General features: G+C 55.6%; 13 protein-coding genes. 6 read left to right on the top strand and 7 right to left on the bottom strand.

Going from position 1 to position 13050, the window contains the following annotated elements:
* The first annotated feature begins 38 nt into the window (after positions 1-38).
* From katG to OEL83_06010, 3 genes are all read left to right on the top strand, one after another.
* Positions 39-2234 (top strand): catalase/peroxidase HPI, encoded by a 2196-nt coding sequence (katG, locus tag OEL83_06020; protein ID MDK9706589.1) that lies wholly within the window; start codon positions 39-41, stop codon positions 2232-2234.
* 217 nt (positions 2235-2451) lie between these two features.
* Positions 2452-2763 carry a BrnT family toxin gene (locus tag OEL83_06015; GenBank protein MDK9706588.1) on the top strand — a complete coding sequence of 104 codons (312 nt, stop codon included), beginning with the start codon at positions 2452-2454 and terminating at the stop codon, positions 2761-2763.
* Entirely contained in the window at positions 2738-3010 is a 273-nt protein-coding gene (locus OEL83_06010; protein MDK9706587.1) for a BrnA antitoxin family protein, read from the top strand. Before OEL83_06015 ends, OEL83_06010 begins: the two co-directional genes overlap by 26 nt.
* Positions 3011-3050: 40 nt before the next feature.
* On the opposite strand, the gene OEL83_06005 is transcribed toward OEL83_06010, so the two are convergent.
* The 7 genes from OEL83_06005 to OEL83_05975 all read right to left on the bottom strand — a co-directional run bounded on the left by OEL83_06005 (position 3051) and on the right by OEL83_05975 (position 10359).
* The gene (locus OEL83_06005) at positions 3051-3734 is read right to left on the bottom strand and encodes an XTP/dITP diphosphatase (protein MDK9706586.1); all 684 of its coding nucleotides are present in this window, start codon (positions 3732-3734) and stop codon (positions 3051-3053) included.
* Between the two features lie 204 nt (positions 3735-3938).
* Positions 3939-4112 carry a hypothetical protein gene (locus OEL83_06000; protein MDK9706585.1) on the bottom strand — a complete coding sequence of 58 codons (174 nt, stop codon included), beginning with the start codon at positions 4110-4112 and terminating at the stop codon, positions 3939-3941.
* Positions 4113-4771: 659 nt separating this feature from the next.
* The gene (locus OEL83_05995; GenBank protein MDK9706584.1) at positions 4772-5482 is read right to left on the bottom strand and encodes a hypothetical protein; all 711 of its coding nucleotides are present in this window, start codon (positions 5480-5482) and stop codon (positions 4772-4774) included.
* 290 nt (positions 5483-5772) lie between these two features.
* Positions 5773-9033 (bottom strand): AsmA-like C-terminal domain-containing protein, encoded by a 3261-nt coding sequence (locus OEL83_05990; GenBank protein MDK9706583.1) that lies wholly within the window; start codon positions 9031-9033, stop codon positions 5773-5775.
* Positions 9034-9179: 146 nt separating this feature from the next.
* On the bottom strand, positions 9180-9386 hold the full coding sequence (locus tag OEL83_05985) for a hypothetical protein (protein ID MDK9706582.1): 207 nt from the start codon (positions 9384-9386) through the stop codon (positions 9180-9182).
* A 40-nt stretch (positions 9387-9426) separates the two neighbouring features.
* Positions 9427-9894 carry a VOC family protein gene (locus tag OEL83_05980; protein MDK9706581.1) on the bottom strand — a complete coding sequence of 156 codons (468 nt, stop codon included), beginning with the start codon at positions 9892-9894 and terminating at the stop codon, positions 9427-9429.
* A 48-nt stretch (positions 9895-9942) separates the two neighbouring features.
* Entirely contained in the window at positions 9943-10359 is a 417-nt protein-coding gene (locus OEL83_05975) for a YciI family protein (GenBank protein ID MDK9706580.1), read from the bottom strand.
* A gap of 104 nt (positions 10360-10463) precedes the next feature.
* On the opposite strand from OEL83_05975, the gene OEL83_05970 reads away from it, so the two are divergent.
* The 3 genes from OEL83_05970 (at position 10464) to OEL83_05960 (ending at position 12784) form a co-directional block, all read left to right on the top strand.
* The gene (locus OEL83_05970) at positions 10464-11840 is read left to right on the top strand and encodes an RNA polymerase sigma factor (GenBank protein ID MDK9706579.1); all 1377 of its coding nucleotides are present in this window, start codon (positions 10464-10466) and stop codon (positions 11838-11840) included.
* A gap of 175 nt (positions 11841-12015) precedes the next feature.
* A complete protein-coding gene (locus OEL83_05965; GenBank protein MDK9706578.1) occupies positions 12016-12378 on the top strand; it encodes a DUF1428 domain-containing protein in 363 nt (120 codons plus the stop codon).
* Positions 12379-12388: 10 nt separating this feature from the next.
* The gene (locus OEL83_05960) at positions 12389-12784 is read left to right on the top strand and encodes a YciI family protein (protein MDK9706577.1); all 396 of its coding nucleotides are present in this window, start codon (positions 12389-12391) and stop codon (positions 12782-12784) included.
* The last annotated feature ends 266 nt before the right edge of the window (positions 12785-13050 follow it).

Genomic DNA, 13050 nt, shown 5'->3' with positions numbered 1-13050 from the left:
GGAAATCAACAACCATTAACTTACAGAGGAGACCGACGATGAGTGAAGTCAGTAAATGCCCGGTAACCGGCAAGACCGGCAAAACCACCTCCAGTAAAGGCACCTCCAACCGCGACTGGTGGCCGAACCAGTTGAACCTGAACATCCTCCATCAACACGCCCCGGCCTCAAATCCGCTGGGCGAGGATTTTGATTATGCCAAGGAATTTCAAACCCTTGATCTGGCTGCTGTAAAAAAAGACCTCTACGCCCTGATGACCGACTCGCAGGAGTGGTGGCCGGCCGACTGGGGCCACTACGGCGGCCTGTTCATCCGCATGGCCTGGCACAGCGCCGGCACCTACCGCACCTCCGATGGACGGGGCGGTGGCGGTACCGGCAACCAGCGCTTCGCCCCGGTCAACAGCTGGCCAGACAACGTCAACCTCGACAAGGCGCGGCGCCTGCTCTGGCCGATCAAGAAAAAATACGGCAACAAGATCTCCTGGGCCGACCTCTTTATCCTCACCGGCAACTGCGCCCTGGAGTCGATGGGCTTTAAGACCTTTGGTTTTGGCGGCGGACGAGTCGACATCTGGCAGCCGGAGGAGGATATCTACTGGGGAGCCGAGGCTGAATGGCTCGGCGACAAACGCTATAGCGGCGACCGTGATCTGGAAAACCCCCTGGCCGCCGTGCAGATGGGGCTGATCTATGTCAACCCGGAGGGCCCGAACGGCATGCCCGACGTCCTCGCCTCAGGCCGCGATATCCGCGAAACCTTTGGCCGCATGGGCATGAATGACGAGGAAACCGTGGCGCTTGTAGCCGGCGGCCATACCTTCGGCAAGTGCCATGGCGCCGGTGACCCGAAACTGGTTGGTCCGGAACCTGAGGCCGCCCCCATTGAGGCCATGGGCTTCGGCTGGAAGAATGCTCTCGGCAGCGGCAAGGGCGACGACACGACCAGCAGCGGCATCGAAGGTGCCTGGACGGCGAACCCGACCAAATGGGATAATGGCTATTTCGACCTGCTCTTTGGCTACGACTGGAACCTGGTGAAGAGTCCGGCCGGCGCCTTCCAATGGGTACCGGTAAACCCGGATGCAAAAGACCTTGCCCCGGCAGCCCACGATGCATCGAAGAAAGTGACCACCATCATGACCACCGCCGATCTGGCGATGCGCATGGATCCTGTCTACGGGCCGATCTCCCGCCGATTTCACAAGGACCCCCAGGCCTTCGCCGACGCCTTTGCCCGCGCCTGGTTCAAGCTGACCCACCGCGACATGGGCCCGAAGGCCTGCTATCTCGGTCCCGAGGTTCCGGCTGAGGACCTTATCTGGCAGGACCCGGTTCCCGCCGTCGATCATCCCCTGGTCGACGACGGAGATATCAAGGGTCTGAAAGCCAAGATCCTCGCATCCGGCCTGTCAGTAGCTCAGCTCGTTACCACCGCCTGGGCCTCGGCCGCAACCTTCCGCGGCTCGGACAAACGCGGCGGCGCCAACGGTGCCCGTCTGCGCCTTGCACCGCAAAAGGACTGGCAGGTCAACCAGCCGGAACAGTTGGCCAAGGTGCTCGGCGTACTGACCGGCATCCAACAGGCCTTTAACACGGCGGCAAGCGGCGGCAAGAAGATATCCCTTGCCGACCTTATTGTCCTTGCCGGTTCGGCGGCGGTCGAGGCGGCGGCAAAAGCGGCCGGGCAGACCATCACCGTCCCCTTCACGCCCGGCCGCACCGATGCCAGCCAGGAGCAGACCGATGTCAGGTCCTTTGCCGTGATTGAGCCCGAGGCCGATGGCTTCCGCAATTTCCGGAAGAAGGCCTACTCCGTTTCCCCCGAGGAAATGCTCATTGACCGTGCCCAGCTCTTGACGCTGAGTGCCCCGGAGATGACGGTGCTGCTCGGCGGCCTGCGCGTCCTTGGCGCGGGTTTTGGCGGATCACCCCATGGGGTATTTACCAAGAAGGTGGGAGCGCTCACCAATGACTTTTTCGTCAACCTGCTCGATATGGGCACCGTCTGGCAGGCCGCTGACGAGAAAGGGGATGTCTTTGAGGGGCGGGACCGCAAAAGCGGCGAAGTGAAATGGACGGGAACCCGGGTCGACCTGATCTTCGGCTCCAACTCCCAGCTGCGGGCTCTCGCCGAGGCCTATGCCCAGGATGATGCCAAGGAAAAATTCGCAGGGGAATTCGCCTGCGCCTGGACGAAGGTCATGAATCTTGATCGCTTTGACCTGAAGTAAGCAGTTGAAGGTGCACGGAGTGCACCCTACGTTTAACCCAGAATATCGGTGGCACGTAGGGTGCATTGATAGGTGCTCTGCTGCAGGTGTTTGGACAGCTTTACGGGGTTTGTCTTGCAGGTCCCGTGCACTGTCCCTTCCACTCATCAGCGGAAGATGCTTGTTGGTAATTTTTGGTGCTTCTTGACAATAACGTATATCATGATAATATACAAAGATGATTGATTGGTCACAAATTCTCGGCTTTAACTGGGATGAAGGTAATTCTCGGAAGAATGTCGAAAAACATAGTGTCGGGCAATCTGAGGCCGAGCAAGTTTTCTTTAATCAGCCACTCTTGGTGTTGATGGACGAAAAACACAGCCAACAGGAGCTGCGTTACCACGTCCTTGGTGTAACTGACGATGCCCGGTTGTTGCACATTACCTTTACCTTGCGAGCAGCAGGGACATTGATCCGAGTGATTTCCGCTCGTGATATGCACCGTAAGGAGAAAACATTTTATGAGCAAAGTCAAAAAGGTACCTGACTTTAAAACAGAAGACGAAGAACGTGTTTTTTGGGAAAGTCACGATTCGAGTGACTATGTGGATTGGAATCAGGCACAGCCGGCCTCTTTCTCGAATTTGAAGCCGTCCACCCAAACCATATCGCTTCGCCTGCCAAAAACCTTGCTTGATCGCATCAAGATTGAGGCGAACAAGCGCGATATGCCGTATCAGTCACTCATAAAGGTCTGGCTCGCTGAAGATGTGAAAGGCAGCCGGATGCCTTGATGATCATGCCGGGCATCCCAAGGCTGCCCGGCGGCACTTCTCAATGCTTCTTGTCAACCGACCAGTCGTTGTCCATAAACTGGCTGTGATCGGGCTTTGGCGGCTTCGCCTCGGCAAGGCGCTGGTTCAGCCATTTTTCCACCTTATCGATCTCTGCCTTCATTTCGGCCAAGGCCTTGCCGCGGTGACTGACCCGGTGCTTCTCTTCTGACGACAATTCGGCAAAGGTCTTGCCGAGCTCGGGGAAATAAAACAGCGGGTCGTAGCCGAAGCCGTTATTGCCGCGCTTCTCGTCGATGATCACCCCGTCGCAGCGCCCCTCGTAGGTCAGCGCCGGACCGGAGGGCACGGCAATCGACAAAACGCACTGGAAATGTGCCCGCCGGTCGGTCTTACCGGCCAGTTCCTGTAGTAATTTGGCGCAGTTCTTGTCATCGGTGGCATCCTCGCCAGCGTAGCGGGCGGAATAAACGCCCGGCGCCCCGCCGAGGGCATCGACGACCAGGCCGGAGTCGTCGGCAATCGCCGGCAATCCCAGGATCTTCGCGGTATGCAGGGCCTTCTTGTAGGCGTTGTCGTCAAAGGTCGCACCGTCTTCGATAGCCTCGGGGATCGGGCCGAAGTCATCGAGCGAGCGAACCTCAAGCGTCGTGCCTGCGAGGATCTCCCGGAACTCCCGCAATTTGTTCTTATTTCTCGTCGCCACTACCAGCATTGAAAACATATCATTCATCCTTCTTGTTGTGCTTGCGTAAATATTTGTCGTAACGTTCCTGTTCGTGAGAGATGCAGACGCAGGAGGCCACCGCAATAAGTCGATCCCCACCGCCCCATGCCCCCGTTGTCCAAGTCAATCCTCAATGATTATCAATATTTATACTACAAGGGCATACGTTTCGTTTGAGTAGGCAAGCTACTCAACTCAGCTTTACCTGAAAATTCCCCCAAAAATCCCCCCAAAGATTCCAGCTGTAATGGCACCCGCGATTCCGAGTATGATCATCGCAGGTATGGAAGCTATTGCCCATTTAATCATGAACACAACCATTGACATGAAAGGCATGTTTATATCCGTCACTCTGACACTTGTATCGTCGTCCATAATCTCCCCTTAATCCCAAATTGTTATCGTCTAATCATCAGCCAAAAAACATGCCAGCCCATATCTCGGGTCAGGGCTGTGACTCGCGGCTGAATATTTCACAGGCCATTTCCCAACCAGCCATCACTGATTTCTGATACGTATTTAGTATTTCGTAAAATTGTACTTAGTTGCAATTACAGCCTTTTCTTCTGTTGCAAGTGATGTGAAATACTTCTTCCAACCCGGACAAAAGTTGATATGCCAACGCCAAAATCTCCCCAAAATAGATTTCGGATTATTGTCATATTTTTTCCGGAAACTGCAGTTAAAACAATGAGTTCCAGCCATAACGTTACTCCGCAGCCTGAAGTTTACCCAAATTTAATTAATTCCTGGCCGAAGGGCTTCAATCCCCAAGTGGTGAATCACCAGCGTGGCCAGTGTAATTTTTTTGAAATTACAAAGGTTTCCCAGATATTTCAAGTGCCCCATTAGCCTTATCGAAGTGCATCTCATAAAAAACTGCCCGACGCGCGCTATAAGGTCACGAAGATCGCAGTGCCCGGTTTGATCAATCGGAGAGATCAAGTATCGAGGGCAAGAGCAGGTCGTCCGGTTCCTCGGCAATGGAGCACAACAGGGTAATTGTCAGGTTTTTGCCGCTGAGCGGCTCTCCTCTAAGTGATGGGGGTGACCCGGTAGGTCAGTGTGTAACTGGCATCCCCGACAATACCTGCATCAGCATCAAAGCGATGTTCGAGATCACGCCCAAGATCATCATCGCCCAACGCGTTGGGATGAAGCCAAAAGACTCCCAGATGATCAGAGTTATAGCGATCAGCCTCCCATAGGTCGATCTTCACTGGTTCGCCGACTTCGATGGTTCTGCCCACAAGGACGATGAAAACTGTATCTCCTGTACCCATCCGCATCGACGAAGTAACCACCCGATCATCGACGGTGATATAGACCCCGTCGGTTCGTTCCTGGGCGTCGTTACAGTGAATACGGACAAGATTCAGAGTCCAGCGACGCGGCGCCACATGGTCATCCTGCACATCATAGGTAATACTGTAGCATGTAGCATCACGTCCACCAATCTCCGAAGGGAGATAGGCCGTGAAGGTGCCCCTCGGACTTGCGGCATCTACGCCAAAGCCCCCCAAGTCGTCATCGCGACCGATTCGATCTGCCTCTCGAAGGCGAATATCAACACGGCCACTTGAATAAACAAACGAACGATTGATGGCGGCCGTATCACCGTCACGCATGTGGCCGGCGCTCCATCGACCCAAGGGAGTGCTGCCTTGGGAAAAAAGCAGGTACGGCTCGTCAGTGAGTTCAGCTGTCGTGTTGATACAGGTCATCGCTTTAACTATAAGTCTCATACGCAGTAGCCTCCTTAACCATGGATGTTGTCCTGAGAACATAGGACTTGATTATTCTGGATTTGCATAAAGCTGCAATGCAGACTCTCTTCAACATCAGAAGGAAAAAGATAAAACTCCGTCGTTCCAAATGTTTCGGAAATAAGGAGCAGACTAACAATGAGCCACGAAAAAACCACAATATGCAATTTCCTGTGATCTTCATCACCGATCCATAAATATATATATTTTGGCATATGTCTCAGCATGTGCCCAGCTGACCGATTTGTCAAGACACAGCACCAGCAAACCTATTTCCCGTTCTGCTTCGCCCAGGGGTTAATCGTTTCGAGAAGCTTAAAGGGTGAGGTAATGGTCCGTTTGGCCAGATCGTAGAGACTTGAACCGACCGCGGAGACAGACATAATCGTCACCTGAGGATCATCAAGCGTTCCGGTGATGCTGATCGGGATGGCGATCAGGCTGCCACCCAGGAGATAGTTGACTCCTGGGAGGTATTTAATGATGGTATCGACGGTCTTGAACGGCGCAGCTAACAGTTGAATCTCAAGGGTCTTTTCCGCCAGATCGATTTCGCCCTTGCCTATCAGGTTAAGGGTCTCACCGTCCATAAAATATTTCTGGACCTGAAGTTTGCCGTTTTTGAACTCGCCCTGCAAGGTCATGGTTCTGTAAGCAAAACCAGTGGTACTGAGGTCCGGCAGTCTGCCCTTGACGATCTCGGTGACATTGAGCACCTCGAGTATTCTCGCCACAAATTTATCCTGCTCAATCACGCCATTACGGAGAGTTATCTGCAATGGACCCTTCAGGTTCTTGACCAGCTCAGCCCTTTTCCCCTTGGCGGTGACCCGGCTGGAAAAATCAAGGCGGCCGGTTGCCTTGACCCGGCCCTCGGTCAGGCAGGCGTAACTGGTGGCAACGTCGAGGTCTTTACCGGTCAGGGTCTGGTCGAGTGAGTACTCATCTCCGGCAAAGGAGAACTGGCCCAGTGAATTGATGCCGCACATCTTGGCTTCGTTTATCCCGATATCAACTCTATCGTGCTGGAAGGAGACCGTACCGTTCACGGGCTCCCAGATCAGGTTCTTCCAGGTCAGTCTGCTGATGTCGACCTTGACCTGTGATCCGTCGGCGTTCAGGCTCATCTCTTCAAGGTACGCGAAATCACGCGATGGCAGAATGATCGGCAGCCTTTCGCCGATCAGTTGTCCCTTGGTGGTGGCCTTGGAATCTCCACTCTGCGGGACAGTGACGGCAAAATCCCCCGCCAGTCGGCCACTGCCAGACTGTGGATCGACGAACAGGGTTTGCAGGGTTTCGTGCTGCAGATTGCCGATAAACCGGTAGTCGTGTTGCGCCTCATTGACGGCAAAGACCAGCGTGGCATCCGAATACTGGTCTTTGATATGCAGCCGGTTAACCTGCAGTTGTCCCGGCTGATACTCAACATCGGCATCGATCGCTGGGCCTTTATCTATGGAGATCAGACCTCTAAAGGAGGTCGTGGCATTCGCTTGCCAAGCAAGCTGGGCCTTGTTGATGCTCAGTGGGGCATGGATCGCGTAGGCTTTCGGCACTTTGAGTGTATCCGAAAGCCATTCGACCGACTGCGGCCCCATGCTGCCGTCGAGCGAAAGGTCGATGCGGCCGAGCCGTTGCGGAAAACCATGGATGCTGCCGGAGAGGGTGAGGGCCGCATCTCCGCTCAAAGTTTTGATCTTTTCGAGTGTCAACTTCTGCCTATCGATTGCAAAACCGCCGCTTGCCAAGGTGGTGCTGTTCGGCAGGAGGGTCGTGTCGACCAGGAGGTCTTTGACCATACCGGTCGCGGCGTACTGCCAGCCGGAGGGCCTGGCGACCTCGCCTTGAAAATCTATGGCTGATATTGCCACCAGGCCGGTCACCTGGGTGACTTTCTGCAGTTTATCACGCAGTCCTTCCTGGGAGGCCAGCCAGGGAAAGAACTCCGCCATGGCCAGATCGAAGCGTCCGGAATCGATATTGAGGAAAAGGTCCTTTTCCCAGAGGAACCGACAGGAGAGATCGGCAAACTGCGACTGTCCCAGGGAGCCGCTGAGATTATCAAGACCAAGCATCTGTTTCTCAAAAGTAATCCGCCCCCCGGCAATGGTGATCGGCAACGGCACCCTCTGGTAGTCGGCGGACAGGGTAACCTCGCTGACCTCAACTTTCGCGCCGATGGCGTGCAGGCTGTCGCCGAGGGTCAGTTTTCCGTGGGCGGTGCCCTGCAGCTTGGTAATCTTTACCAATTCGGCGGTGAAGGCCGGGGCACGGACCAGTCGTTGCAGGATCCCTTGAGTCTGCGCCAGATCGGCGCGGACCATCAACTGCAATTGGAACAGATCGTTGTCCCTGGTCAGACCTATCTGCAGTGAACCATCCCGGCCGGTCGATTGATCGAGACGGGCTGAGAGTCCTGTGCCTTGCAGTATGCCCTGACTGATGACTACCTCGCCAAAGACCTCGGTCAGATGAAGATCGATCCGTGGGATCGAAATCTTGCCCTCCTGCAATTGCCCCTTGATCACGATATTGTTCAGCTTGCCCAGATCAGACGGGCTCTTGCCGTGGGAGGTGAAGCTGATTCGTGATACCTTGCCGCCGCGCAGGTAGTCGAAGATCTGTTTGATGGGGGTGGTGTCGCCGGCCAGGGCCAGAGCGGTTTTGCGGATCGCATCGACATCCAGATTGCTGCCGGAGAGATTCAGGGTGATTGCCGGGGTGGCCGGTGGCGCCATGGCCAGATCTCCGGTCAATTCCAGGGCCGGTTCGGTCAGGGCCAGTCGGTCAAGTTGAACCTTGGCCCTGGTGTCGCCGGCAATTTCGACGCTGCCGTTCACAGTGAGGCCTTTTACCGTTTCCTGGCGGTCGTTGACAAAGATGCTCAGTTCGTCAAGGTTCAGCTGCAGGCTGGCCCTGGCAGAGTCGAGAGCGGTCATCGACAGACCGGATCGCAGGTTGAGACCCTTGATGTCGATGAGCTTTTGCTCGCTCCGGGCAATCCCCAGCTGGGCGTTATTGACCTGCAGCTCCAGGCCGGCGATGGCCCGGACCAGGGGGGCAATCGCCAATGACAAGGACTTTCCCGGCTTGGCGGAAGCGTCAGGTTGAGCAGGGGTATCTTCTGGTTTTTTCCCAGGAAGTTGAAGGTTTATCTGCGGCGAATCCAGCTCAAGCCTGGCCAGCTGCAAATCGCCTGTCAGCAAGGAGGCAAGTTTCGGTGCGATACGCAGGGCGGCAACCATGCCCTCCGCCATGCCTGGAATGCTCAGGCTGGCCTGACGCAGTTCGATGGCCGGCCGCGGAAAAAAGGCAAAACCAAGCCCCTGATAGTCCACCTGGCCGCCGGTCTGTTCGGTCACCGCCGCTTGAATTTTCCGTTTGACCGAACCGGAATCAATGAACCGCGGCACGATCAGCGTTGCCACCGCCGGCAGGAGCACGAGTGTTACGATGCCGCCCACCAGCCAACGGCGGATACGGGTGGGCGCAGGTCGCTGCTTTTTCTGTTGATCTGCTTCTGTCATTGGCTGTTTGGGTACGAGGGAGTGGCGAAGGTCGTAGTCAGTTACAGCCGGGGCAAAGCCATTTATGATTCTGCCCCGGCAAAAAAAGGTTCTGGAGGGGGCAGAGGTATCTGCCGCCTGCCCCATTCCAAGCGGTCGATGGCCTTCTACTCTTCGGATATCATGGCAAGTTCCATATCGATCATCTCTTGGGCCCTTTCTTTGGCGCGTTGTTCGTTATCGCCACCCATAGCGATATGTTGCGAGCGACCGGTGGGGTCGGTGATGTCAAAGCTGAAATTTGCACACATATTCTTTTCTGCTTTTACTGAGAGGGTCCAGCCTTTGTAGGTATCGGTGTTTTCGTGTCTCATGATGATATCTCCATTACAGCTCCAATATGTATCTATAAAATCAGCCACATCCCTGCTGGATCGCCTTTTCCATCTCCTCTGGACTGACGTCGCGAATGTGACTGGCAACGGACCAGCGATGGCCAAAGGGATCTTCAAGGATGCCATAACGATCGCCCCAGAACATGTCGGCAACCGGCATGGTAATCGTTGCTCCCGCCTCAACGGCTCTATTGACGAAGCTGTCGACATCTTCGACATACAGATGGAGGGTGACCGGCGTCCCCTTGAGGGTTTTTGGCCCGAATGATCCCCATTCGGGGAATTCGTCGACCAGCATGACTACCGAATCGCCGATGCGGATCATCGCATGCATAAGTTTACCCTGCGGGCCGGCAAGCCGCCCCATATCCACTGCGTTAAAGGCTTTTTTATAAAACTCGATCGCTTCGGTCGCACCGGCACAGACCAAATGCGGTGTTACCGTGTACATCCCATCCGGGATAGGTTTGATTGGTTGGGAGTCCATTTTCATTACTCCTTTTATTGATATTTTTTGAGAAAATTCTTTGCTTGACTACTTTTCTGTACCGGCCCCGATCTTTCTGAAGCGTTCTACCCCTTCGCTTTCGCCGAAATCCTCCAGTTCGAACAACTGTCGGACCTCTATCTCACCGGCTTTGCCATCCCCGGCGGGGTTGGGAAAACGCCTGGTCCATTCGATTGCTTCATCCCGGGACTGCACCTCAATGATCGTATAGCCGGCGATGAGTTCCTTGGCTTCGATGAAGGGGCCATCGACAAAGGTTCGTTCTTTCCCGGAGTATTTGATACGCCAGCCTTTGCCGCTTGACTGCAGTCCTGAAGCGTCGCGCAGTATGCCGGCCTTGGCCAGTTCCTCGTGGTAGGCGGCCATTTCAACAAACAACGCTTCTTCCGGCATGACCCCTGCTTCCGAATCCTTGGTAGCTTTAACGATAATCATAAATCGCATGGTGTGACTCCTTTTGGTATTTATTTCAAGCAGGCTGATGTCTGCTTTGTATTTCAGTCGATCGCGGAAGGGCAATTTCGACATTATAAGTGCTTTTTTTGGCAATGCCGGACCCAGAAGGCCGGCAGGCTGAAGAGGAGGGCAATCCCGGCAAAGAAATCCTCCGTCGCATTCCATCTCCCCGGGATGATGTTTATGTTTCTTTGATGGAAAATAACACCAAAGAAATATTGGCATCGCCAACGGTTGAAGGTCCCACCAACCACCTGCGTGGCCGGGTGGATGAGATCTACCGGGGCCAATCGCGCCGTGTCTTTGCCACCCTCGTCCGCCGTCTCGGAGACTTCGACCTGGCCGAGGAGGCCTTGCATGAGGCCTTCAAGGCTGCCCTTGAGCAGTGGCCACGCGACGGCGAGCCGGCCAATCCCAGGGCCTGGCTGATATCGGTCGGCCGTTTCAAGGCCATCGACCGCATCCGCCGCCGCGCCCGCTTCGAACCGCTGGACGATGATGCCGGGCCGGTTGGCGGTGCTTCCGAGAAGGACTGCGAGGACCTCGAAGACGACCTCCTGCGGCTGATCTTCACCTGCTGCCATCCGGCCTTAGCCCCGGATGCCCGAGTGGCCCTCACCCTGCGCGAAGTGTGCGGCCTTACTACCGAGGAGATCGCCCGGGCGTTTCTCATTCCCCTGCCAACGCTGGCCCAGCGCATTGTCCGCGCCAAGGCGAAAATCCGCGATGCCGGCATTCCCTATCAGGTCCCCGCCCTCTCCGACCTGCCGGAACGCCTCGACGCCGTGCTGCGGGTCATCTATCTTGTCTTCAACGAGGGCTATGCCGCCTCATCGGGCGCAACGCTTACACGACCGGACCTGTCGGGCGAGGCGATTCGTCTCGGGCGGCAGGTCGCCCAGTTGCTGCCCGAACCCGAGACGATCGGATTGCTGGCACTGATGCTGCTGCAGGAGTCGCGGCGTGCCGCCCGCACCTCGCCCACCGGCGATCTAATTTTACTGGAAGACCAGGACCGCTCGCTGTGGAACCGGGAACAGATTGCCGAAGGCCTGGCGCTGGTTGACCAGGCGCTGGCATCGCGGCGGTTCGGCTCCTACACCCTCCAGGCGGCGATTGCCGCGGTGCATGCCGAGGTATCGAGCGTCGCTGTGACCGACTGGGCGAGGATCGTCGGATTATTCGACCTGCTGCTGCAGATCGAACCGTCCCCCGTGGTCGAATTGAACCGGGCGGTGGCGGTGGCCATGCGGGATGGGCCGGAAGCCGGCCTGCTCCTGATCGATGCCATCCTGGCCGGTGGCGAGCTGGCGGACTACCATCTGGCGCACGCGGCGCGGGCCGATCTCTGCCGACGGCTCGGGCGATCATCGCAGGCCCGGGATGCCTATCAGCGCGCCCTCAGCCTGACGCAACAGCCGTCGGAGCGCCGCTTTCTTCTGCGGCGGTTTGAGGAAGTGTCGTCCTGAAGATTTTTTTAAAAACCTCTTGTCGAATTCGGTGGTTTCCGAACGACTACTGAGCAAGTCGACAGGATTTTGGTGGCATCTAAGGCATCGGGCCTTAGCATGAAAGTCACCGAGTGGAGACGCCACCACCTGCAGCTCATTACGAGCGCCTGAAGCACATAATGGGAGGTTTGCCATGGCAAGATATGTAGACGGTTTCGTTATTCCGTTACCAAAAGATAAAGTGGACGAATACCAACGCATCGCAGAAAAAGCAGGGGCCCTCTGGAAAGAGCACGGAGCCTTGGATTTCTGGGAGTGCATAGGCGACGATCTCGATATTAAGGATATGGTTTCGTTCAGAAAAGCGGCCGATGCCGGCGAAGATGATACCGTGGTCTTTTCCTGGATCGTCTTCGAATCGCGCGAACATCGCGACAAAGTCAATGCCGCGGTAATGGCCGATCCGCGAACCAACGAAATATGCACGCTGGATTCCATGCCCTTTGATTGCCGGCGCATGGTTTACGGGGGCTTTAGAAATATCGTCCACAAATGAGGAGGAAGCCATGAAATACATATGTCTCGGTTACATTGAGGAAGGCTGGTGGGAAGGACTGTCGGAAAGCGAACGGGAAGCCCTCATGGACGAGTGCTTTACCTACGATGATGTCCTGCGCCAGGGCGGTCACTTTGCGGGCGGAGAAGCGCTGCAGAGTGCCGGAAACGCCGTTACCCTGCGCTGGCAAAATGGCAAGGTATCGACGACCGATGGCCCCTATGCCGAAGCCAAGGAACAGTTGGGGGGAATCCTCATTCTCGAAGCGAGAGATCTCAATCACGCCATTCAGTTGATGTCGAAACACCCGGGAGTGAAGGCAGGGCCCTTCGAGATCCGGCCGGCCGAGGATTTGTCGGCCATGATAGCGCAGAGTGCGAGGCGACGATCGGCAATCTTAAAGTAAGCAGCTACTTAGCCGTCTCGACAGCCTTCAAATCATCAAGATTGACGGAGGGAAACACCGCCATATAATACCTTTTGTTGTGCTGTTTTGATGAAAAACTGTGTTTTTTCCTTGAATGGGGGCGTTTGTTCTTTGACAAGGGGCCTTTTAATGGGTGACACCGATTGCCGATTGCGTCGACTGTGCCATCGACAAACGCTAGCTCCATCTTATAGTTCTGTCATCAAACTGCCCCTGCGATACAATATTGCCCCCCAACTGACTCA

The sequence above is a fragment of the Desulforhopalus sp. genome (genome assembly GCA_030247675.1).
In the GTDB taxonomy this organism is placed as follows: domain Bacteria; phylum Desulfobacterota; class Desulfobulbia; order Desulfobulbales; family Desulfocapsaceae; genus Desulforhopalus_A.
This window is presented reverse-complemented; position numbering and strand designations above follow the sequence as displayed.